This is a genomic window from Fibrobacter sp., from assembly GCA_024399065.1.
Lineage (GTDB): Bacteria > Fibrobacterota > Fibrobacteria > Fibrobacterales > Fibrobacteraceae > Fibrobacter.
The window spans coordinates 12328-35233 of sequence record JAKSIB010000030.1 but is presented as its reverse complement, the minus strand read 5'-3'; the positions used below and the strand labels follow the sequence as shown (position 1 = coordinate 35233).

General features: G+C 48.5%; 16 protein-coding genes. 8 read left to right on the top strand and 8 right to left on the bottom strand.

Translation table 11 applies throughout. The features are described from left to right. Positions 1-261: 261 nt before the first annotated feature. Entirely contained in the window at positions 262-456 is a 195-nt protein-coding gene (locus MJZ25_12760) for a hypothetical protein (GenBank protein MCQ2125044.1), read from the bottom strand. Between the two features lie 99 nt (positions 457-555). Between MJZ25_12760 and MJZ25_12755 the strand changes: the two genes are divergently transcribed. From MJZ25_12755 to MJZ25_12740, 4 genes are all read left to right on the top strand, one after another. Further along, positions 556-2529, top strand: coding sequence for a 4-alpha-glucanotransferase (locus tag MJZ25_12755; GenBank protein MCQ2125043.1), 1974 nt, complete (start codon positions 556-558; stop codon positions 2527-2529). A gap of 56 nt (positions 2530-2585) precedes the next feature. Then, positions 2586-3884, top strand: a complete 1299-nt coding sequence (locus MJZ25_12750; GenBank protein MCQ2125042.1) for a glycoside hydrolase family 13 protein — start codon at positions 2586-2588, stop codon at positions 3882-3884. A gap of 76 nt (positions 3885-3960) precedes the next feature. Next, positions 3961-6591 (top strand): protein translocase subunit SecD, encoded by a 2631-nt coding sequence (gene secD / locus MJZ25_12745; protein ID MCQ2125041.1) that lies wholly within the window; start codon positions 3961-3963, stop codon positions 6589-6591. 152 nt (positions 6592-6743) lie between these two features. Continuing rightward, a complete protein-coding gene (locus tag MJZ25_12740; protein MCQ2125040.1) occupies positions 6744-7679 on the top strand; it encodes a magnesium transporter CorA family protein in 936 nt (311 codons plus the stop codon). Between the two features lie 74 nt (positions 7680-7753). On the opposite strand, the gene MJZ25_12735 is transcribed toward MJZ25_12740, so the two are convergent. The 6 genes from MJZ25_12735 to MJZ25_12710 all read right to left on the bottom strand — a co-directional run bounded on the left by MJZ25_12735 (position 7754) and on the right by MJZ25_12710 (position 14645). Further along, positions 7754-8758 carry a polyprenyl synthetase family protein gene (locus MJZ25_12735; protein MCQ2125039.1) on the bottom strand — a complete coding sequence of 335 codons (1005 nt, stop codon included), beginning with the start codon at positions 8756-8758 and terminating at the stop codon, positions 7754-7756. A 2-nt stretch (positions 8759-8760) separates the two neighbouring features. Continuing rightward, positions 8761-10707, bottom strand: a complete 1947-nt coding sequence (gene gyrB / locus MJZ25_12730; protein ID MCQ2125038.1) for a DNA topoisomerase (ATP-hydrolyzing) subunit B — start codon at positions 10705-10707, stop codon at positions 8761-8763. A 13-nt stretch (positions 10708-10720) separates the two neighbouring features. After that, positions 10721-11047: a DUF721 domain-containing protein gene (locus MJZ25_12725; GenBank protein MCQ2125037.1), complete on the bottom strand. Its 327-nt coding sequence runs from the start codon at positions 11045-11047 to the stop codon at positions 10721-10723. After that, entirely contained in the window at positions 11047-11820 is a 774-nt protein-coding gene (locus tag MJZ25_12720; GenBank protein ID MCQ2125036.1) for an ABC transporter permease, read from the bottom strand. The genes MJZ25_12725 and MJZ25_12720 overlap by 1 nt, the downstream gene beginning before the upstream one ends. Before the next feature lie 21 nt (positions 11821-11841). Next, positions 11842-13665: a S41 family peptidase gene (locus MJZ25_12715; protein MCQ2125035.1), complete on the bottom strand. Its 1824-nt coding sequence runs from the start codon at positions 13663-13665 to the stop codon at positions 11842-11844. 125 nt (positions 13666-13790) lie between these two features. Further along, the gene (locus tag MJZ25_12710; GenBank protein ID MCQ2125034.1) at positions 13791-14645 is read right to left on the bottom strand and encodes an RNA polymerase sigma factor RpoD/SigA; all 855 of its coding nucleotides are present in this window, start codon (positions 14643-14645) and stop codon (positions 13791-13793) included. 222 nt (positions 14646-14867) lie between these two features. Here MJZ25_12710 and MJZ25_12705 point away from each other — a divergent pair, with 222 nt between their 5' ends. The 4 genes from MJZ25_12705 to MJZ25_12690 all read left to right on the top strand — a co-directional run bounded on the left by MJZ25_12705 (position 14868) and on the right by MJZ25_12690 (position 21002). Continuing rightward, the gene (locus MJZ25_12705; protein ID MCQ2125033.1) at positions 14868-16061 is read left to right on the top strand and encodes a histidine kinase; all 1194 of its coding nucleotides are present in this window, start codon (positions 14868-14870) and stop codon (positions 16059-16061) included. Positions 16062-16251: 190 nt separating this feature from the next. Continuing rightward, a complete protein-coding gene (locus MJZ25_12700; GenBank protein ID MCQ2125032.1) occupies positions 16252-17505 on the top strand; it encodes a hypothetical protein in 1254 nt (417 codons plus the stop codon). Then, a complete protein-coding gene (locus tag MJZ25_12695; protein MCQ2125031.1) occupies positions 17505-20021 on the top strand; it encodes a hypothetical protein in 2517 nt (838 codons plus the stop codon). Before MJZ25_12700 ends, MJZ25_12695 begins: the two co-directional genes overlap by 1 nt. A 111-nt stretch (positions 20022-20132) precedes the next feature. Next, the gene (locus MJZ25_12690; GenBank protein MCQ2125030.1) at positions 20133-21002 is read left to right on the top strand and encodes a hypothetical protein; all 870 of its coding nucleotides are present in this window, start codon (positions 20133-20135) and stop codon (positions 21000-21002) included. Between the two features lie 157 nt (positions 21003-21159). Here the strand turns inward: MJZ25_12690 and MJZ25_12685 are convergent, their stop codons facing one another. After that, entirely contained in the window at positions 21160-22728 is a 1569-nt protein-coding gene (locus MJZ25_12685; GenBank protein ID MCQ2125029.1) for a biotin attachment protein, read from the bottom strand. Positions 22729-22906: the final 178 nt, after the last annotated feature.

Here is a 22906-nt window from a genome sequence, read left to right as displayed (position 1 = left end):
TCTGCGTTAATCGGCGTCTTGCCTGCGCATAACCTCGTCACTCGCGCCCTCACGTATTCTTATACGCTACGGGCGCTCGGTTCCTTGTTCTGCTTGGCAATACTTGATTAAATAAGTTCTGTAAAATTTAAAGCCCGCTCGCAATTCGCGACGGGCTTTTTTTCTGACCTACTGGCACTAGATCTGGAACCTGGTGCCTGGAACCTCGAGCCTGGAGCCTGGAACCTGAAACCTGAAACCTCGAGCCTGGAACCTCGAACCTTACTTCTTGTATTCGTTTTCTAGAAAGATCCGCTGCTTTTTGTCGGCGGGCTGGGCGCTGCCTTTACCTTGTGCGGATTCGCTGAAGGGGAATACGAAGCGGCCGCGCAGAACGCATCCCGGGGAACCTGGGTCGCATTCTTTCTTTCGCTTGTCGCAAAAAGTATTCCTAAGATGTTTGCATTCGTAACTCATATTCACAAATCTAAAAAAATAGGCGAAAAACGTGCTAAAAAAGCCTGTTGTGATAGGGGTTTCTTGAATTAAAATCTGTCTTATGCTATCTTTCGCGACATGCGTTACGGTGAATTATCATTCTTTCAGAGCGGCGTAGCCGTTCCCCTTTTCAGCCTTTACAGCAAGCAGAGCATCGGTATCGGTGAATATCTGGACTTGATTCCCTTTGCTCGCTGGGCTCAGTTCTGCGACTTCAACATTATCCAGCTGTTGCCGGTTAATGATACTGGTGCTGAATCCAGTCCCTACAGTGCTCGCAGTGCCTTCGCCTTGAACCCGGTGTTCATCAACATCCAGTCTGTGGAAGGTTCTTCTGAATTCGCTTCCGACATCAAGGCTGGCAAGGCAGAATTTGAAAAGCTGGGAAAGATCGACTACTACAAGATTTCCACCTGGAAGCGTTCTATTCTCCGCAAGATTTTTGATAACAGCTACGACTCCCTCAAGAAGGACAAGGCTCTTTCCCGTTGGATCGATGAAAACAGCTGGGCAAAGCCCTACTGTGTGTACTGCACCCTCAAGGCCATGAACAACGAATCCAGCTGGAAGGATTGGTCTGAATTCCGCGACCCCACCGAAAAGGATTTGGAAAAGCTTTGGAAGAAGTACGCCAAGGACTGCCTGTTCCAGGCATGGATGCAGTACAACGCCGAAGTGCAGTTCAACGCCGCCGTAACAGAAGTTTCCAAGTTGGGTCTTCGCCTCAAGGGTGACATTCCTATTCTTATTAACGAAGACAGCGCAGACGTCTGGTCTGAACGCAAGTTCTTCTCCCTGGATGACCGTGCTGGTGCTCCTCCTGACATGTTCAGCTACAGCGGCCAGAACTGGGGTTTCCCCACTTACCGCTGGGATGTCCTCGAACAGGACAACTTCAACTGGTGGCGCCGCCGTCTGGCTCAGGCAAGCAAGTTCTACCACGCATACCGTATCGACCACGTGCTGGGCTTCTTCCGCATTTGGTCTATCCCGCAGAAGGAAGTCACCGGTATCATGGGCCGATTCAATCCTTGCGTGCCGCTGACCAAGACCGAATTGATGAACGCTGGTTTCATTCCCGAGACTTTGGAATACCTCCGTCGTCCCAACTACTCTGTGGATCAGCTCCGCTCCTTCCTTGGTACAGAAACCGAACGCGTCATGGCTCTGTACTTCCAGAACCTGCCCAACGAATTCGACCGCTTTGTCATTAAGCCGGAATACGATTGCGAAAAGGCAATCACTTCCCTGGACGAACCTCAGGAAGTGAAGGATGGAATGCTGAAGGTTTACTGGAACCGAGTATTCATCCCGTCTGGCGACGAAAATACTTTCTATCCGTTCTGGTACTGGTACAATCAGCCGGTGCTGTTCACCTTGCCGGAATACGAACAAAAGAAACTTCAGGAAATCCTCAAGCATAACGAAGATTGTCAGAATGGCTTGTGGGAAGCAAACGCTACCAAGCTCCTGTCTGTTCTCGCCAACGAAACCGATATGCTGGTTTGCGCCGAAGACTTGGGCGCTGTGCCCAGCTGCGTTCCCACCGTTTTGAACAAACTCAACATTTTGTCTCTGCGTATTGAACGCTGGGCACGTAACTGGAATGTTCCGTACTCTCCGTACTACGACATGGACGAATACCCGAGACTTTCCGTCTGCACCACCAGCTGCCACGATACTTCTACTCTTCGCGGCCTCTGGCAGGAAAAGGATTTTGACAAGGATCTTTACTGGTCTCACGCCCACTTGCCGGGAACAGCTCCTCAGGAGATGACTCCTTCTGTGGCACGTACCGTGTTGACTCACGTGTTCTCTTCTAACAGTATGTTCTGTATCTTGCCTGCCCAGGATTACTTTGCCCTGTCTGCAAATCTTTCCAAGGTGCCGGCTGATGAAGAACGTGTGAACGTGCCGGGTACTGTTGGCGCCTCCAACTGGTGCTACCGTCTGCCTTGTTCTGTGGATGACTTGCTGGATTACTCTTCTCTCAGCTCTGAAATCCGCAAGCTGGTGGATGTGCGCAAGCGCCGTCCCATGTGGAAGATCTAATAGGATGCGAGGGGAAACCCCTCGAACTCCCCGTTCCCTAAATCCGAGAAGGAATTATGAATAAATTATTTGCTCCAGAATGGGTTAGGGACGCGGTTTTCTACCAGATCTTTCCAGATCGCTTTTGCCGTTCTCCTCGGTACAATGCCGTGGGAAAGTTTGTGGATTGGGATTCCAAGCCCACTCGCGAAAATATGTTCGGCGGTAACCTGGCGGGTATTGAAGACAAGCTAAAGTACATCGCTGGCCTTGGGGTAAACGCTATTTACCTTTGCCCGATTTTTAAGAGCAATTCCAACCACCGCTACCATACGGTGGACTACTTCGAAATCGATCCGGTTCTTGGAACCCTTGCTGATTTTGATCGTTTGGTCAAGAAGGCCCATAAGCTGGGACTCCGCGTGATTCTTGACGGAGTGTTCAATCATTGCTCCCGCGGTTTCTTTCAGTTCAATAGCTTGATGGAGCTGGGCAAGAATTCTCCTTACGTGGACTGGTTCCATGTGAAGGGCTGGCCTCTTCATGCCTACGATCGCAAGCCCAATTATGAATGCTGGTGGGGAATGCCTGCGCTTCCCAAGTTCAATACAAACAATCCGGATGTTCGCGAATACTTGATGAGTGTGGGCGAGTTCTGGATGAAACGCGGTATTGACGGCTGGCGCCTTGATGTTCCCAATGAAATTGATGATGACAGTTTCTGGCAGGAATTCCGCCGACGCGTCAAGGCTATCAATCCGGAGGCGTACATCGTTGGCGAGATTTGGGATGAGCCCAGCCGTTGGCTTCAGGGCGACCAGTTCGATGGCGTCATGAACTATGTGTTCCGTAAGGCGGTGATGGCCTACCTCTTCGACGAGAACCCGATTTCTACGGAAGAGTTCTGCAACCGCCTCAAGGGCGCCTTCCCGCAGTTCCGCTATAGCTCCCTCGGGCAGTTGCCTTGTGGCGACGTCCCCATGAATCTGCTGGGCAGTCACGATACGAGCCGCCTGCAGAATCAGCCCTGCTCCGACGAGGCCCGCGTGCGCCTTGCCTACGCCCTAATGTTCTTCCTGCCAGGCGCTCCCTGCGTCTATTATGGCGACGAACTGGCCCTAAAAGGCGGTAAGGACCCCGACAACCGCCGTACCATCCCCTGGGAAAAGCTTAAGGACCTCCAGAAGAGCCCGATTTACCACTGGGTTCGGGAGCTGATAGCCCTTAGAAACGCAGAACCGGCCCTCAGGACGGGCTCTTTTGCCGTGGAACAGCGTTCTGACGGTTTTTCCATTGTTCGCACCTTGAATGGCAGGACTTTGAAGCTTGACGTCCACGCTTCTACCCCCGATTTTACTATCTTTGCGCCCAACTAGATAATAGTGCCTTATGATTTGGTGGCTGGAATGAGAGTTCCGTCGCCAAAGAGATCGTAATATTAAGGGATTACAAATGAACAAGAACAAATTCGGTTTGCGAGAAATTATCATTCTTCTCGTCATTGTCCTCTCCGCTTACACGGTTTGGCCTTCTATCGAAGTCCACTCCAAGACCGGCGAAGCTAAGAAAACCTTCCTCAAGGAAAATCCGAAGAAGGGATCTCAGTCCATCAACTTCGGCTTGGACTTGGCTGGTGGTACTAGCCTTACCCTTCAGATCGACAAGTCTAACCTCAAGAACGAAGATGTGAAGGATATCCAGGAAGAATCCTTGGAAATTATCCGTAACCGCGTTGACCAGTTCGGTCTTTCTGAACCCCAGATTTCCCCCAGCGGTGACGACCGTATCTTGGTTGAACTGGCAGGTGTGGATGACTCCACTGCAAAGGAACTCGTCGGTTCTACCGCTAAGCTCGAATTCAAGATCCTTGCTGAATCTGATAAGTTCCAGCAGATTGTCTTGCTGATCGACCAGTACCTGACTCGTCAGACCACCGATATCGCTGCTACCGACTCTGTGGCAACCGATACCGCTGCTGCTGCCGCTGCTCCTGCCAAGGACACTGCAAAGGCTCTCTCCGACGAAGAACTTCTCGGTGGCGCAACCCAGACTGCTCAGGCTGAACCCGCCAAGGATTCCGCTGCAGAAGTCAAGGCTGAACCGGCAAGCGAAGTTGGCGTAGCTCTCTCCGCTTACTACATGAACTTCGGCAACGGTGGCTTCATCGCTGAAGAAAATGTTGAAAAGGTCAAGAAGCTCCTCGAAACCGAAGGCGTCCAGAAGCTCATTCCCCGTGATGTTGCTTTCGCATTCGGTAGCGGTCTCGAACCTGTCCAGCGTGATTCCAAGATCAAGGCTAAGCGCCTTTACCTCCTGAAGCGTCGTGCTGAAATGGGTGGTGATGATGTTGTTGACGCTCGTCCGCACCGTGTTTCCGATGGTATGAGCGCTGGTGAAGTTGCTGTTCGCCTGAAGTTCGGCGGCATCGGCCCTAAGAAGTTCTCTGCTGTTACCGCTGCAAACGTTGGCAAGCAGATGGCTATCGTTCTTGACAACCAGGTTATTTCTGCTCCGCGTATTAACGAACGTATCCCGAACGGTGAAGCTCAGATTACCGGCCTCGACGACATGAAGGAAGCAAACCGCCTTGCTGTCGTGCTCCGCGCTGGTGCTCTCAAGGCTCCGATGCAGATCATCGAATCTCGTAGCGTCGGTGCAACCCTCGGTGAAGAAAACATTGTTCAGGGCTTCGGTTCCGGCGCTGTCGGTCTCGTCCTCTGCTTGGTCTTCATGGTCGGTTACTATCGCCTCGGTGGTTTCATTGCTAGCCTCGGTATGATCATCAATACCTTGGTCACTGCAGCAGTGATGTCCGTGTTCAACGCAACTTTGACTCTCCCGGGTATTGCAGGCTTCATCCTCGTGCTTGGTATGTCTCTCGACGCTAACGTCATTATTTACGAACGTATCCGTGAAGAAATCAAGGCTGGCCTCACTGCTCGCGCAGCTGTGGCTAAGGGTTACGAACGTGCATTCAGCGCAATCTTCGACTCTAACTTGACCACCGTTCTTACCGCACTTATTTTGTACAAGATTGGTACCGGCTCCGTGAAGGGTTTCGGTCTTACCTTGATGATCGGTATTATCACTTCCTTGTTCTGCGCTCTTACCGTTACCCGCGCCGTGTTCGACTTCAAGCTTGCTAAGCGTGATGCGACCACCCTTTCCATTGGTGGCGGCTTCAAGGCTCTCAACAACGCAAATCTCGCTATCATTCCGAACCGCGGTAAGTTCAAGGTTCTGTCCCTCGTCCTCATCGTGGCAAGCATTGCTTCCATCGCAATCAAGGGCTTCGACTTCAGCATTGACTTCACTGGTGGTCAGGTTTACACTGTCCAGTACCAGGACGACGGCAAGCACGAAACTGACTTGAACAAGGCTCTCTCTGCTGCAGGCATTAGCGGTGCTAAGGTTCGTTCCTTGGGTGGTACTTCTGCTAACTCCTACCAGATCAGCATGAAGTCTTCTGACGATACTCAGTTCGAAGCTAAGATGGCTCAGGCCTTCGAAGCTGCAAACCAGAAGGTTGAAATTGTTGCTAAGGACAGCGTTGGTCCGACCATCGGTAAGGAACTCCGTAACGATGCAATCCTCGCTATCATCTTGGCATGGCTCGCCATCGGTCTCTACGTCTGGTTCCGATTCGGTAAGCTGGGTCTTGGTTTCGGTATCGGTGCTGTCGTTGGCCTTATCCACGACTCCATCATTACCTTGGGTTTCATCTCCATCTTCGGTCTCTCCTTCGATGGTGCATTGATCGCATCTCTCCTCACCATGATCGGTTACTCCGTTAACGATACCATCGTGGTGTTCGACCGCGTTCGTGAAAACACTGCAATCTACGGAACCTCCGGTTTCGACAAGACCTTGAATAGCTCTATCAATCAGTGCTTCAGCCGTACCGTGATTACCTCTCTTACGACCTTGTTCGTCTGCTTGGTTCTCGCTATTATGGGCGGTTCCTCTATCCGTGACTTCGGTCTCGTGATGGTCTTCGGTGTGCTGATCGGTACCTACTCTTCCGTTTGCGTCTGCTCTCCCTTCGTGCTCTGGTACTCCAAGCGCTTCAAGGGCGGTGTATAACAGATTGTAGAAAACCACAGGTTCTCTATTGAAAAAGTTCCAGCCTAAAGCTGGGACTTTTTTTTGTTTGAAAAAGGTACTTTTCTCTCGTCTCTCGTCTTTCGTCTCTCGTCTATTTCCTATATTTGTCCCCGTTCGATCAAGGGGGCTCTATGCTCAAGAAGTACTATAAAATCGAATCAGGGCGCCTCGCTAGTGCCCAGAACGAAGACGTAGCCGATATCGTCATGATGGGTTCTCTTAGCCAGGAACAACGAAGCGTCCTGGTTAAGGAATACGAAATAACTGAGCATACCATTGCGTCCGCATTCGACTCGGACGAACTTTCCCGAATTGAATACGATGACGACTTTACCACCATCGTGTTTAAGAAGCCCAAGAACTATTCTGCCAGCGACAACTTCCAGTTCCGTGTGGAATCCTTCGGTATCTTTATCTTTAAAGACTGGGTTCTGCTGCTGACCGACTCTGAGTTTCCTATCCTTGATGAAAAGCGTTTCTCCAAAATCGATAGCTTGAACACCTTCGTGCTCCGCGTGCTGAACTACGCAATCTTCCACTTCAACGAACACTTGAAGATCATCAATCGCATCAACGATGAATTGGAACAGAAGCTCCGCACCGCTATGGAAAACAAGTACCTGCTTTCCATGTTTAGCTTGAACAAGGGCTTGATCTACTACGTCAGTGCGTTGAACAGTAACGACACCCTGCTCAAGAAACTGCAGATTGGCCGCAGCATGAACTGGTCCGAGGCCGAACGTGAACTGCTGGACGATATCGTCATTGAAAACCGTCAGAGCCTCCAGCAAGCTGAAATCTACGCAAACATTTTGACGTCCATGATGGATGCCCGTGCAAGCGTCATCAGCAACAACGTGAATACGCTGATGAAGAACTTGACCATCGTGACCATTTCTATTTCCCTCCCGACGTTCTTCGCTAGCTTGTTCGGCATGAATGTGCGTCTGCCCTTCGGCATGAACGGTGACGCCTCCGGCGGTAGCGAACTGGCCTTCTGGATTATTATCGCGGTCTGCTTCCTCTCCGTGCTTGTCTTCATGGCAATCTGGGGCAAGAGAAAGTAATCTGATACTTTATGCGAAAAAGAAAAAGTCTCGGCGAAAACCGAGACTTTTTAATTAGTGGCACTGCTGCAGCATTAATTACCACGATCGCTCATAGAAGCGAACATAGCCACGATTTCGTCGGTAAACTTGCCAGCAGGCAAGCTCTGGGCAATTTCCAGGGCCTTTTCCAAGTGTTCCTGGGCGTTTGCCTTAGCCTTCTTGAAAGCATCCTTGGAGTTCATCAGGTCGATGATCTTTTCGGGTACGCCAGCTTCAGAAGCCTTAGCAATCAAGCCTTCCATTTCGGCTCGTTCTTCGGTGTTGCAGGCGTCAAAGTAGTAGAGGAGGGGAAGGGTGATCAAGCCGTTGCTCAGGTCGGTAAACTTGGCCTTGTCCAGGTTCTTGCTACCAAAGCCGTAGTCCAGCAGGTCGTCCACAATCTGGAATGCAATGCCGAAGTGGCTGCCCATCTGGGCGCAACGGTCGGCCTGTTCCTTGTCGAAACCTGCCAGCACACCACCGATGCGTGCTGCGGCATCGATCAATGCGGCGGTCTTGCCGTCGATGATTTCGTCATACTTTTCAAAAGACAAGTTCATGTCGCCGGAGTGGTCCAGCTCCAGGATTTCGCCAGCGATAAGTTTGTCTGCAGCGTCAGAAAGGGCTACCGGCACGTCGCGGGATTCTTCGTTAATCACGCAACGCATGGCCTGGCTTAAAACGTAGTCGCCGATAAGAACGGCAACCTGAGTTCCCCATTCCTTATGGGCAGTCTTCTGGCCGCGGCGGATATCTGTTCCGTCAATAATATCGTCGTGTACGAGACTTGCCAAGTGCAGCAATTCAACGCCGGCGCAGGCATGGGCAACGCGGGACGCGTCGGGCTGCTTTTCGCCGCTCTTTGCAATCAGGCAAAGCAGGGTGGAACGGATGCGCTTACCTTTACGCAGGAACAGAGATTCCAAGCGTTCTGCAATACCTGCAGGAGCGTTCTTGGCCACGTCCATAATGACCTGTTCGGTCAGCTGGAGATGGTCTTCAACGAGGTCGCGGGCCTGGTTCAGTACAGATTGAAAGTCGTCCTTGTTGGGAATCATAATTAGATATCCAGATCGTTCAAGACCTTGTAAGCGTTGGTCTCGATGAACTTACGACGAGGTTCCACATCTTCACCCATGAGCATGCTGAAGATCTGGTCTGCGACAACGGCGTCTTCCACATAGCACTGCTTGAGGAATCGCTTTTCCGGATCCATGGTGGTTTCGAACAGCTGTTCCGGGGACATTTCGCCAAGACCTTTGAATCGTGTGATAGTTACGTTCTTCTTGTCTTCCAGTTCGGCCATGGCGATTTCCTTTTCCTTTTCATCGAACAGGTAGCGTTCCTTGAGGCCCACCTTCAACTTGTACAGAGGAGGCATTGCCAGGTACACGTGGCCTTCATCGATAAGCGGGCGCATGTAGCGGAAGAAGAAAGTCAAGAGCAAAGTCTGAATATGAGAACCGTCCACATCAGCATCGGTCATGATGACGATCTTGTTGTAGCGGAGCTTTTCAAGTTTGCATTCGGTACCGAGACCGCAACCGATGGCGTTCACCAGGTTCTGGATTTCTTCGGTATCAAGCACGCGGTGGAGGCTTGCCTTTTCAACGTTAAGAATCTTACCACGGAGGGGAAGGATAGCCTGGAATTCACGCTTACGGCCCTGCTTTGCAGAACCACCTGCAGAGTCACCTTCCACGATGAACATTTCGCATTCCTTCGGGTCGCGGCTACTACAGTCGGCCAACTTGCCCGGAAGGCCGCCGCTTTCCAGAACGTTCTTGCGGCGAGCGAGGGTACGAGCCTTGTGGGCAGCTTCACGAGCCTGAGCTGCGAAGTAGACCTTGTCCAGAATGACCTTCACTGCAGCCGGATTTTCCTGGAAGTATTCATCCAGCTTTGCACCGAATGCAGAAGCCACATAGCTTGCGATTTCGGAGTTGCCCAGCTTACGCTTGGTCTGGCCTTCGAACTGAGGCTGAGAAACCTTGATGGCGATAACAGCGGTAAGACCTTCACGGATATCGTCAGCTGTAATGTTGATGTCCTTCTTGCCCTTGGGCATGTCCTGTGCGAACTTGCTGATCACGCGGGTAAGAGCGGTCTTGAAACCTGTAACGTGGGTACCACCGTCATAGGTGTTCACGTTGTTCACAAAGCTAAAGAAGTTTTCCTGGTAGCCGTCGTTGTACCACATAGCCACTTCAAGAGGATACTGACCATCGGGCAATACCAAGTGGATGGGTTCGTTGAACAACGGGGTACGATGTTCGTCCACGTAGCGGACGAATTCGGAAACGCCACCCGGGAAGCAGAAGGTTTCAGAAGGCTTTTCTTCGCCAGCTTCTTCGCGTTCGTCAGTAAGGGAAAGACGAAGGCCGCTCATCAAGAAAGCCAGTTCGCGGAAACGGGTTGCGAGAGTGTCGTAGACGTAGACGGTTTCGCTGAAGATGGTATCGTCCGGATAGAACTCAATGGTAGTTCCGTGATCATCTGCAGCACAGGTGCCGATTTCCTGCTGGGGACCGCAAGGAATGCCCTTGCTGAAAGTCTGGGTCACAATTTTGCCGTTGCGGCGTACAGTGGCGACAAGCTTGGTAGAAAGTGCGTTAACGCAGCTGACGCCCACGCCATGGAGACCTGCAGAAACCTTGTAGGAATTGCTGTCGAACTTACCACCGGCATGGAGCTTGGTCATGACGACTTCAAGAGTGCCCACCTTTTCCTTGGGGTGGATATCAGTCGGAATGCCGCGGCCGTTATCGGTGACGCGAATGCCGTTGCCCGGCAAAATGGAAATTTCGATATGGTTGCAGAAACCAGCCAATGCTTCGTCGACGGAGTTGTCAACCACTTCCCATACGAGGTGGTGCAAACCGCGGATGTCGGTAGAACCGATGTACATTGCAGGGCGAACGCGGACCGCTTCCAGACCTTCCAAAACGGTAATGCTGGAACCACTATAGTCTTCGTTCTTCTTTTCTTCTTCTACGTTTTCTGCCATCTTTTAACCTTACTCAAATGAGTCGGACATCCCTTACTGCTGGCTTGCCCAACACTAAATTACACTTGTCAATAATAGCTTTTTTTTGCAGGAATAACTCTTGTTTCCATGCGGAATTGGCGGCTTTTAGCACCAAAATATTCTTGTCCATTTTGACCGGTTTTACGTGGGGTAAAAGCAAGGTTCCCACGATGTTTTCAAAGCCTTCGCAAATGGCTTTGAAGGTCAAATCTTCTGAAATATTGTTCTTGTCCAGAACCATTTTCAAAAGCACGCTGATATCCGTGAGGTCGCCCCCACAGACGTTCTTTTTGCGTCTTTTATTCTCGAAATTTTCCATTAAAGAAGGAGCAGCTTGGAGAGAACGAAACCGCCAATCAAAATGCTGGTCATACCGGCCACCACGGTGGACTTTGTACTCTTACCGACGCCTTCTGCACCACTGGTGGTGTTGAAACCAAAGAAGCAAGCGTAGCTAGCGATAAAGTAACCGTAGACAAATGCCTTGATCAGACCCACAGCCAAATCCCAGTTTGCGTAGAACATGCGGACACCGTAGAAGAATACGGAGAAAGACACGTCCTTATAGAGGGCGGCCACAGCGTAGCCACCTAGGATACCCACGAAAATACTGATAACCGTGAGGGTCGGGAGCATGATGACGGTAGCGATAAGTCTTGGTGCGAGCAAGAACTTATGTGGACTAAGACCTAATACTTTGTACGCATCAAGCTGCTCTGTCACAGCCATGGTACCAAGTTCAGAGCACATGGAGGCTCCGATACGTCCGGCAAGCACCATGGCAGTAAGGATGGGGCAGAGTTCCACCATCACGGACTTACCAACGGCCATGCCTACAAACATCAAGGGAATCATGTCTGCGAACTGGTAAGCCAGCTGCCAGGACATGATTGCACCCGTTGCAAGGGATGCAGCCAACACCACGGGAATACTAGTGACACCCACGTGCTGCATCTGTTCAACGGTTGTATGGAAATTGCTGAAGGCACCAGGAATGCTCTTGAACATCTGCCATACGAATAGCAGATAATTGATGACGGTATGCAGGAACTTCCGGATAAACTTACCCAGACTTTCCGCAATTTTGTTCATCGTTCTAATCAAGTTGGATCCTTACTTCTTCTTGGCGTCCTTGACGGGCTTAGCCTGTTCAGGCTTCTTGGCAGCCTTCTTGTCCGGTGCGCTGATGGCCTTCTTGTAAAGGTTCATGTCGCTGAGGTACTTGATGGCTTCCTTAAGCTGTTCGTCACGCTTCAGGGAGAATGCAGTACTTACGGAATCGTTGATGAAGGAGGTCAGGAGCTCGCGCTTGATGCCGTCCTTGATGTATTCCTTGTTTTCGTCAAACTGAGCGTTTCTGTTGCTTTCCAGGGCGGCGCGCATTTCGGCAATACGCTGTGCCAGGAGGGAGTCGGAAACGGTCTTGGAAGAGTCGCCCATGTAGTTCTGTTCGCGGATAATGCTCTTTTCAAGCTGATCCACGCCCACCAATGCGTTGCTCTTGACCTTGGTAAAGTTGGTGTCGTTCATGCAGTAATCGCGGAACTGCTGGAACAGGGAGTCGGGGACTTCCCAGTTGGCGTCGATCTTCACGCCGCTCTTTTCAAGACCCGGACGGGCCTTGACTGCGAACTTGAAGTACATTGCCATGCGTTCCTGGACCTGGACGACCCAAGGCATGGGGGAAAGTTCAACTTCAACGTCAGGAGTGATGCCGCCACCGCCGAACATCATGCGGCCGTTGTTGGTGTAGAAGGTGTCGCGTGCGACGGTGTCCTTCTTGAGGGAATCAATCTTTGCTTCGTCACCGTTGGCTTCTGCTTCGTATTCTTCTTCCTGAAGCTTCAGGCCCTTGATTCCGTTTTCCGGCTTGTTGATGCAACGGCCGAAGGGGAGGTAGTAGAAGGCGGTGGTGAGCTTCAGGGCGTTGCCCTGATTGTCCAGCGGGAAGATTGTCTGTACGGAACCCTTACCGAAGGAAGTCTTGCCGATAATGAGGGCTCGGTCCCAGTCCTGGAGTGCGCCGGAAACGATTTCTGCTGCGCTTGCGGAACCCTGGTTTACGAGAACGACCATGGGAATGTCCTGCTTGACCACACCGTCCTTACGGGCGCGGCTTTCGGTCTGCTGGGTGCGACCCTTGGTGCTGACGATGGTGTTTCCCTTCTTCAAGAAGAGTTCGCTAATATCGATAGCCTGGTTCAAAAGACCACCCGGATTGTAGCGCATGTCGAGGATGATCTTCTTCATGCCCTGCTTCTGGAGGGCGTTGATGGCGTTCACCACGTCGCTTGTAGTCTTGTCGCTAAAGGTAGCCAGTTTGATATAGCCGATGTCATTGGTGACCATGCCGTAGTAAGGCACTGCATGGACGATGATTTCTGCGCGGGTGATGGTAAAGTCCATCAGGTCGGGTACACCTTCACGTTCAATAGAAACGGTAACGTCGGTGCCGATCTTGCCGCGGAGCTTGTTCACAGCGTCGTCAAGAGAGAGACCCTTGGTGTCCTTGCCGTCAATTTTGCGAATCTTGTCTCCAGCGCGAATGCCCAGGCGGAAGGCCGGGGTGCCGGAAAGGGGGGAAATCACGGTGAGGACGTTATCTCGGAGGCTGATGGTGATGCCCACGCCGCCGAACTTACCTTCCATGGAAATCTTCAGGCTTTCGTAGTCCTTGGGGCTGAACACGGTGGTATGGGGGTCCAGAATGTCGCGGATGCCATTGAGGGCTGCATCGGTAAGTTCTGTGGGGTTTACATCTTCCACATACTTACGGTTGACTTCGGAAAGAACCTTGTTCAAGCGGGAAACTTCGTCGTAGAAGTCGCCCGGAGGGGTCTGCTTGTTGTCCTTGGCGGCAAAAGAAGCGTTTGCAAGGCACAAGGCAGAAAGAGAAGCTACAAAAAGACTGCGAAAATTCGGCTTATAGAAATTCATACCTTAAAGATACAATAAGATTTTGTTCAGGATTTGGGAAAAACGGAAAAAACCGGCCGATTAGGGCCGGTTTTTGATACTATGGGAGAGAGAGAAGAAAAACAAAGTGAATAGGGGGTAGCCTATTAGGCTGCGTCGTACAAGGCACGCTGAATCTGGTCGTTTCTCAACTTTTCCAGAGCAGTTTCCTTGAGCTGACGGACGCGTTCCTTGGAGAGACCCACCATGGGAGCAATTTCCTTGAGATTCAGGTCTGCATCCATCTTGAAGCCGAAATACAGTTTGATGATTTGCATTTCCTGTTCGGAAAGGTTCTGCTTCATAACGTTGTTGAAAACTTTTCTGCGATCCTTGCCTTCGGTGAGGGCGTCGGTAACAGAGTTTTCAGCAGCGATGGTGTCGCCAATGGTAGTGTCGCCATCTTCGCCGACGGGAGCGTCAAGGGAAGAAGAACGGCCACCCAACATCAAAATCTTTTCGATATCGTGAGCTTTGTACTTGGTAAGGCCTTCGAGGCTTGCGGGATCTACCATGAGACCGCCGCCGATAACCTGACGAAGCTTACCGCCGTGCTTACCGAAGCGGCGGAGAACCAGCTCCTTTTCTGCACTAATGCGTACCAAGCGACCTCGTTCTGCAATGGCGCGGGTGATGTTCTGGCGAACCCACCAAACGGCATAGCTAATGAACTTGATCTTCTGATTAGGATCGAAGCGCTTGGCCGCATCAATGAGACCCATGTTGCCTTCGTTAATCAGTTCGTTGACATCGAGGCCCTGACCCTTGTAAAGATTGGCGATGTTCACCACAAAACGCAGGTTGGACTTTACCAAAAGATCCATAGCTGCTCTGCTGCCTGCCTGGGCCTTAATGAGCAAAACTTTTTCTTGTTGCTTGGTCAAAAGAGGGTATTTAGAAATGTCATTAAGGTACTGAAAATACACATCTCTTTCAGCGCGAACGTTAGAATTCTTAGTCATAATTGCCTCCTAGCATAACTCGTTTACGTAAGTAAAGATACCTTAAAGGCAAATTAGAAGTGTCACTGTTTGGTATAGTCTTCGCAAAAGTTTTATAAAAGTTTTGTCGGAGTTTTGTAACCGTTTGTCGGATTTTTATCCAGTTTTGTCACGTTTTTGTCATGAAATCCGTTTTTTGAGCGAATTTAAGGCTAAATTGTGGAAATACCGTGGGGTTTTGTCATGAAAGTTCATTTAAAGGAAAAAATCGTCAGTTTTTTGGAAAATCACCGAAATCGTCTTGCCGAACTTCAGGAAGCCACTTTTGATCGTGGGGAAAAGGAGTTGGCCAAGATAATGAACGATGATAAGATCAAGGATACCTTCCCGGCGCCAATTCCCATTATTGCCCTGCTTGTCTGGGCCTTTATCCTGTTGTTTCCTTTGGTTCTTCTTTTGGACCCCAGTAATTACTATGCGAAGAATTTTGAAATGCATAGTGTCTTGGGTTACTATGTTCCGCTGCTTGCCACATGCCTGATTTTTTGGATAAATCAAAAGTTGTTTGTGCCAAAGTTCTTTTTTGGAAAAAAGTATGTGAAGTTTTTTGCGGGCAACGCTATTCTTGTTTTCTTGAGTTTCGTGTGCAGAGAGTTTGCGGGATTCTTCTTGACAAGAAGACCTGGCATGGGTATACATGATTTTTTCTCTGACTATATAACATCTCCAAACCATTTTACTTTGCCTAGCATTGTAAGTTTTCTGCTTATTCTTTTCATGGTGTGTCTTTGCAGTATCTTGATTTCTGTTTTTACGCGCCAAACGATGCGGGCCTTTGTGATTCGAGAAAGAGGCCGAGCCCATCTTGAATATGAACTGAACTTTATGAAACAGCAGTTGAGTCCGCACTTTCTTTTCAATACCTTGAATAATATTTCTTCGCTGATTTCGATTGATCCGAAATTAGCTGAAAAATCAATGACAAAGCTTTCTCAGCTGTTACGTGTTACTTTGTACCAAACGGAAGACAAGTTTATTACGCTAAAGGAAGAAATTGAAATTCTTGAAAAGTATGCGGACCTTGAAAGACTTCGCCACGATGATAATTTTGAATTTTCCTTTAGCAAGAACCTGCAAGATCCGACTAGACTAATTGAACCGCTTTTGCTGATGCCGTTATTGGAAAATACCATGAAGCATTGCGTCAATCCTGCTGGTAAAAGCTTTGCCCATGTAAACATCGCCCAAATTGATGACCAACTTTATGTTCGCATGGAAAACAGTAATTTTCCTCGTAAATCGCATAATGATGTGGGTGGGCTAGGTTTGTCTACTTTTGCAAAGCGGTTGAACTTACTTTATAAGAATAATTTCTCGTACGAAGCAAAAGTTGAAAACGATGTGTACATTTGCGAGCTAAAGTTGACCTTAAAATAATTTTATCATCGTCCCTTTACAAAGTGAAATTCTTTGTTTAACTTTAATCAAGGAATTTAAATAGTTTGTTAAGTACAGCCGCCAAGAACGGGTGTACTTTTTTTATTTGAAGTCCATTTTTTATATGCGATTGGTGCAACGAGTGTTGGCCATTTTTTGATAGATCCACATAACTGTTTTTGGAGGTCCAATGAAAAATTGGATGTCAAGGTGCGCAACCTTGATAGGGACCGTATTGTCTTTATCAAGCTTTGCACAAGATTGTCAAGAAATTTCGCTATACAAAGATGGCGAGGTTGGAACGCTCGAAGGAACGTTGAATACTTTTCCGGAAAAACCTGAGTGGTTGACGAATTGGGGCGATATGGATGGAATGAATCCGCCTTATATTCGTTTCTCTGGAATGAAAGATAAAATTGGTGACTGGACGGGCTTGCTTTCCTTTGATGCCTTGCCTCAAATGGTGACGGGAGGTTTGCTGAAGGCGAAAGTTCGAACTTCGCAAAAGAGTAAGGTGGGCTTGTGGCTTCAGGGAAACTTTGGAACAAGTGCTGTTTCGTTCAAGACTGTTGAAGCAAATACGACGACTCTGATTGAAATCCCTGTGGCAAATCTTGTTGGAGATGCGTCTGCGAAAATTGATAAAATTGGTTTGGGAATTTTTGATGTTCCGGCATTTCAATATACAATTGTCTTTATTGATGACATCGAACTTTCTTGTGGAAAAAATGTTGCGATTCGTACGGAAAATGAGGTGCTAGATTCAGAATATGTTTATTCAAATATAAGTCCAAGAATCGCAGCTCGCGAAGGGAAATTCTCTAAGAGTGGGTATCCTCAAACAAGCGCCGCATACACCGCAGAACAACGCAATAAAATATCAGATTCAACAGACGCTCAAATTGTTCTAAGTGAAATTGAGCATATGCAGATTCAGTCATTTGTCGGTGATGAATCTCTGACACCTTTGCGCTCTCGAAAGGGCTGGTTTCGTAATATGTACTATCTAGATCGAAATCGCTTGCGGGATAGTGTTATTGCAAATCCGAAAGCTTTAGCTTATGAGGCAGAAATATTTGCGTCAGAAGAAAACAATCGTTCAATGCCGATTCTTGTGGGAAATGTTGACTACGCCTACCGACTCTGCGCAGATTCTTCTTGTGAATCTACTGTAATGTCTAAGTCAAGAATGCTTCAGGCGGGGCTGCCTACGGCATTTGTACGGGGTTCAAAAATTCGTCTGTTCTATGATCCGTATTTTGTCAGCACCAATAGGAATGATTTGCCTTCCTTAGAAATCTTTTTTGACGGGAAATGGAATTCTGTAGCTCCAGCGTCGCATTTTGACTATGAATTTCCCGCTGCAGGGGAGCAAAAAATTCAGTTGAGGCTTGCCGAGGGCGGCTATATGGTTGAGCAAGATATTTTAGTTGAGGTTAGGTAATGAAAAAGATTTGTTTGATTCTATGCTTATTTGTTTTATCAGATTTTGTCTTTGCAAGAAGTTATGATTTGTTTTTTCATGATGATGGAGACAAAGGATTGTGCGTGAGCAAAAATCCTAGGGGCAATACCAGAAGAGATCGTTATGACATATTCCAGTGCAGAACGTCTTTTACAAATGATATTCGAATTCGAGTTGTAAACCCCAAGGAAAATAAGAATCAAAGATATGGTTTTGACATTGTTCGGCCGATCTTTATTATTGACGGGATATATTTAGGCACGGATACGCTGAGAACATTGGAGTCCTTTTATGAAGAGACAATGCAGTTTGGGCTTACAGATATGCTTGTTGAATTTGGATATACGCCAATTCTTGTTCAATTCTCGGAAACAGTTCGAAAATCCTTGGTGGAAAATTCTTTCCATTTCGCAAATCTTCTGCACTTTGTATGTGGTAACAGGTATTTTGGATTTCCGAATATGCAGCAGGACGGAATCATTGTTTTGGGTGTAAGTCAAGGCGGTATCATAGGACGTTATGGAGCCTATAGGTATGATATCGAGCGTAATTTTCTTGAGGCGCCAATTCGTATTTATGGTTCCTTGGATTCGCCCCATCAAGGGGCTGTGATGCCGAAGGGACTTTTCCACACCATCGATTTCTGGTCAAAAAAAGGAGGCTCTGCAGATGCTGAAGCTTTTGCTGACTTGATTAAAGGTCCTGGAGCCAGTGAATTGCTGCTGACCAATGAGATTACGAAAGAATCGGGTGATACAACGTATGAAGATGATTTGTCTGATAGTCGTTTCTTGTTCAGCGAATATAGAAAGGCTGCGGAACATCGAAATTATCCGTCGATTTTAATTGCCCAGGGGCAGTTGAAAGGTATTTCCGACGTACATCCTTCGAAATACTATGAATTAGATAGGATTGCCAAAAAGGGAGGTGTCGTTCTGGGAAGAGCTCAGAGTGAAATGAGTACTGCTGAACAAATTGATTCTAAACAAATCGCTTTTAATAGGGTTTACAAGTTTAATGATATGGATGCGAAAAAAAAAGTTTCCAGCCAAAATGCTTTTGATTTTGTTCAGGGAAGTACTTATCCGTTCTCACAAAAAATATATGAGAGTCTGAGGAACGGTTTTAAAGATGCGATGCCTGAAAATATGAAACAATCGTTACCATTTGGATCTTCTACCAAGATTAGCATAAATACCTCTTGGGAAGATGATACGCTGTTTCAAAAGAACAGTACGTTTATTCCAACAGTCAGTGCCATGGACTTGTATTGCAATAACGATTTTTCCATTAGACGAAATTGTGCGTTCACCGAAAAGTACACAGATGTGTCTTTTGAAAATCCTGGAGCGAGAAGTTCTGCAACAGCGATGTTTGCTGTGGATCCAACCCACCCTCGTTTTTATGAACCCACAAATGGACGTCATATTGAATTGCCTGTTCATTCTTCAGGTGAAGTGGATACTAATGTCTTGCTTGGCATGCAGGTCGATATTTGGCGCTTTATGTGCGAAGTTGCAAAATATGATTATGATTTTGAAAAGTCTGCGTTCCGCAATGAAAACTTGACAGGTGTGTTTAATCCCTATGGTAGTTGCATGGACCTTTCAAATATGCCGGAAGCGATTCGAAATGCGGGATTGGTTAAGACTCGCAAATTTGCATATGCAAGGTATGATTACAATACCAGTGCTACGGAAATGAACGAGGCGGTTTCATTTGATGTTCCTGCAGGGTGGCATAAGGTGGCGTTGATTGATAATGGATCGAATGTTTCGTTCAACGGAAATTTTGTCGTTGATATTTCGGCATATTCGTCCAAGTCGTCTTGGATGAAGGCTGAACTGCTTTTGTTGAAGAGCAAGTCTGGTTCTGGTCAATTGCAGCTGCAGGAAGTCGATGTTCCTGTTGATGGGAATATGCATACCTTGAAGTGGCCAATTGATTTTGCCGAAGATGTAAGCACTCATTATAGATGGTTCCGTCTAGTCTTGAATTCAGACGGCGGCCATGTGACGATTCTAAATCCGCGATTCGAAAGACAGGCTTACGATCGAGAGCAACCCGAGACTTTGATTGATAAGTTCATATACCCCAATACAAATGTACTTGCACGACCATGGCAGGAATCTACTGTTTTGTCTCCGTATGCGGATGAATTGGGGACTGGTTTGCGAGCTGATTTCAATGCCATAGGATCCGCATTTTACTTGGATTTTAATGAAAAGAAAAATTTGGAGAAATATGCAAGAATGAAGGTTTCTTATTGGCCAGGAACTTGTCAGGGAACATCCCTATACTTTGACTCCTACAAAAAGGGGCAGTATTCTTTGAAGGGAGGAACCGCTGATGGCTTGTTTGTGAGCAAGGAAATACCCTTGTCTAGCGTTATTGACACGACTATTACTCCTCAAAACAAATTTTCTGCATCAAGATTAGTGTTCCAGAGCACATTGAGTACTGAAGTGTGTATAATTAATCAGGTGTTTTTTTGAATAAGCGAAAAAAACATTTCTCAAATCCCAATTTATTTATAGTTTAGTTGAAGGTGCGCTTTTGTAAAAAGGAACACCTTCTCTATACGCTATATAAAAAGGGGAAATGGTATGTTTAAATCTATTGTGCCTTTGATTACGCTGGCGTTGATGGCTGCATCCCTGACTGGGTGTACGCCGAGAATGCGTTCTATGGGTGCTGCGGTTGAAACAGCTCCTGTTACTCATCGTGCTGATGCTAGCAATAAGGATTCTCAAATGACTCTGGATGCGACGGGCTTTGTTTCCTTGTCTGATGCGACAGAGAACGTTTCTGATGTTGGTGCTGCAGGTGGTACTGCATCCCTTACCTACAGAATGGGTGGCGGGGCTTCTTTTTTGTTCTTCAACGCAGCGTTGTCTGGCTTTCATGGTAAGTTGAATTTTGCATGTACTGACGAGGATTGCTTAGATTCGACCGATACTTATTATAGGGCCTACAAAAAATGGCTTAAAACCTCGGACGGAAAAGACCGCTATGACTTCACCAATTTGCAGGAACGCTTATTGATAGGCTTTGATTTCAATATGGGCTCCTACCTCTTTGCAGGCCTTGCCGTTGGAGGACAGGCGTTTCAGGGCGGAGGTTCCTACGACAAGAAGAGGGGGAATTTGGCCGCAGACACCGTTGTTGTTTATGGGATAGATGAGGAAACTGGAGAGACTAGTCCCATTACGATCAATGCACCCATTATTCGTGATGCCGATGGTCGTTATGGCTTTGGCGTAGCAACGGTCGCCTGGTTGGGGGCTCGCTTTGGTAAGCAATCTGAGTATGGAAACTTGTCTTTGGAGTTAAGCACGTTCCTTAAAGGTGGACCTGGCATGTGGACGCGTTCTTGGAAGCTGACTTATTGGCATCCGACAGGATTTTACGGCGGTGCGGCTTGGGGTGACTTGCTGAACTACACGGCGTACATTGGCAAAACCTTCGCTTTCTGATTAGTTGCGCAAATTGATTGCCGAAAAACTCGTGCTTGTCGCGAGTTTTTTTTTCGCTAGCACGCTTAATAAAAAACAAGAAACCCCGCGATTTGATTCGCGGGGCTTCTTGCATCCATAGGAACCTTGTGGCTCCTGGAATTTTGTGGCTTTCACCTTACTTGAGGGTGCTTACCTGGACGTCCCAGCTCTGGTTGCCGAGGGCGATACGGTAAGTGGAAGCCTGACCAGCCTTCATGTTCTTGGTGTCCACAGCCGGTGCTGCGTTCGGGTCCTTCTTGGGAACGCCAATGTGGCGGTTACCCTTGAGGAATTCGATACCCTTGTTGCCAGCCTTGGTCTGGAGACAGCCGACGATGAAGATGTTTTCATCGTTAACCGGAAGACCGTTTTCTTCAAGCTGCTTCTTTGCAGCCGGAATACCCGGTTCAAGGATTTCTTCTGCGCACTGAACGCCCGGATGAGCCACAGAGAACGGTTCCATCTTGAACTGGTCTGCTGCGATCTTCACCAGTTCCGGATCCGGTTCGCAAGGAGTCTTACCCTGGTAGCCAAGGAGCATCTTGCCGTAGCCTTCAGTCATCTTGAACCAACGATCACGACCAGCGTTTTCGTTGATGGTGTTCATGTAGGCCTGCTGGAAGTAGAACTGAGAAACCGGGGTCACGGAAGAAGCAAAGCCACCGCGAGCCACGCATTCGCTCATGTTCTTGATCACCTTGTCGTACAGGTGGAAGGTCTTGGTTTCGCGCATCATGAGGGTGTTGGCGGTAAGTGCGCCACCCGGCATGGGGGAGAAGATCACGTCCGGAGAGATCTGACGAGCTTCGGGCGGGAAGTTGTAGTCCTTGAGGCATTCAACTGCGACGTTGTTTGCGTCCATGAGTTCCTTGATGTGATCGTCGACGATGCCGTCTTCGCCAAGAGCCAGCTGGAATTCAGAGCCCTTGAGAGCGTGGAACATGGAGAAGAGGTCCGGCTGAGAAGTACCACCAGAGAGGGGCTTACGAGCCAGGTCAACACCATCTGCACCACCGTTGATAGCTGCAACGTACTGAGCTACACCAGTACCGCAGGTATCATGGCTATGGATGCGGAGTTCTACGTCGTCGCCGAGGAGCTTACGGGCGCGCTTGAAGGTTTCGTAAACCTTGTTGGGGTTTGCGGTACCGGAAGCATCCTTGAAGCAAACGGAAGCGAAGGGAACGCCTGCATCCAGGATGTTCTTGAGGATGCGTTCGTAGAATTCGGGGTCGTGTGCACCAGAGCATCCCGGAGGAAGTTCCATCATGGTAACGACGACTTCGTGTTCCAGACCGGCGTCGGTAATGCACTTACCGGAGTAGATCAGGTTGTTCACGTCGTTGAGGGCGTCGAAGTTACGGATACGGGTCATGCCGTGCTTCTTGAACATGTCAGCGTGGAGCTTGATCATGTCGCGGGGCTGGGGAGCCAGAGCCACAACGTTAATACCGCGGGCGAGGGTCTGGAGGCGAGCCTTCGGGCCGACAACGCGACGGAATTCGTCCATCATGTCGAATGCGTCTTCGCCGCAGTTTTGGTAGAGGGCCTGGAAACGGGCGCCGCCACCTGCTTCAAAGTGGGTGATACCTGCGTGGCATGCTGCTTCAACAGCCGGCATAAAGTCCTTAGCGAACACGCGGGCACCGAAAATAGACTGGAAACCATCACGGAAGGAGGTGTCCTGGAATTTGATCTTTTTCATGTGTCATCCTATGGGGTAAGACCCCGGGTGTATTAATTCAATAAAATACGCTAGTGAATATAGTAAAGACGAGAGACGAGAGACGAGAGGCGAGAGATAAGTGACCTTAAAAGCGTGAAATGAGGTTTTTAAAGATTGTTTTAAAAAGATAAGGGCGATATTTTGAAAAAAAAACGGG

Excerpts from the sequence above, each read along its gene's own strand:
- gyrB (MCQ2125038.1), bottom strand. The coding sequence starts at position 10,707 with ATGGCAGAAAACGTAGAAGAAGAAAAGAAGAACGAAGACTATAGTGGT.
- MJZ25_12750 (MCQ2125042.1), top strand. The coding sequence starts at position 2,586 with ATGAATAAATTATTTGCTCCAGAATGGGTTAGGGACGCGGTTTTCTAC.
- MJZ25_12710 (MCQ2125034.1), bottom strand. The coding sequence starts at position 14,645 with ATGACTAAGAATTCTAACGTTCGCGCTGAAAGAGATGTGTATTTTCAG.
- MJZ25_12725 (MCQ2125037.1), bottom strand. The coding sequence starts at position 11,047 with ATGGAAAATTTCGAGAATAAAAGACGCAAAAAGAACGTCTGTGGGGGC.
- MJZ25_12740 (MCQ2125040.1), top strand. The coding sequence starts at position 6,744 with ATGCTCAAGAAGTACTATAAAATCGAATCAGGGCGCCTCGCTAGTGCC.
- MJZ25_12690 (MCQ2125030.1), top strand. The coding sequence starts at position 20,133 with ATGTTTAAATCTATTGTGCCTTTGATTACGCTGGCGTTGATGGCTGCA.
- MJZ25_12705 (MCQ2125033.1), top strand. The coding sequence starts at position 14,868 with ATGAAAGTTCATTTAAAGGAAAAAATCGTCAGTTTTTTGGAAAATCAC.
- MJZ25_12715 (MCQ2125035.1), bottom strand. The coding sequence starts at position 13,665 with ATGAATTTCTATAAGCCGAATTTTCGCAGTCTTTTTGTAGCTTCTCTT.
- MJZ25_12700 (MCQ2125032.1), top strand. The coding sequence starts at position 16,252 with ATGAAAAATTGGATGTCAAGGTGCGCAACCTTGATAGGGACCGTATTG.
- MJZ25_12735 (MCQ2125039.1), bottom strand. The coding sequence starts at position 8,758 with ATGATTCCCAACAAGGACGACTTTCAATCTGTACTGAACCAGGCCCGC.
- secD (MCQ2125041.1), top strand. The coding sequence starts at position 3,961 with ATGAACAAGAACAAATTCGGTTTGCGAGAAATTATCATTCTTCTCGTC.
- MJZ25_12685 (MCQ2125029.1), bottom strand. The coding sequence starts at position 22,728 with ATGAAAAAGATCAAATTCCAGGACACCTCCTTCCGTGATGGTTTCCAG.
- MJZ25_12720 (MCQ2125036.1), bottom strand. The coding sequence starts at position 11,820 with ATGAACAAAATTGCGGAAAGTCTGGGTAAGTTTATCCGGAAGTTCCTG.
- MJZ25_12755 (MCQ2125043.1), top strand. The coding sequence starts at position 556 with ATGCGTTACGGTGAATTATCATTCTTTCAGAGCGGCGTAGCCGTTCCC.
- MJZ25_12695 (MCQ2125031.1), top strand. The coding sequence starts at position 17,505 with ATGAAAAAGATTTGTTTGATTCTATGCTTATTTGTTTTATCAGATTTT.
- MJZ25_12760 (MCQ2125044.1), bottom strand. The coding sequence starts at position 456 with ATGAGTTACGAATGCAAACATCTTAGGAATACTTTTTGCGACAAGCGA.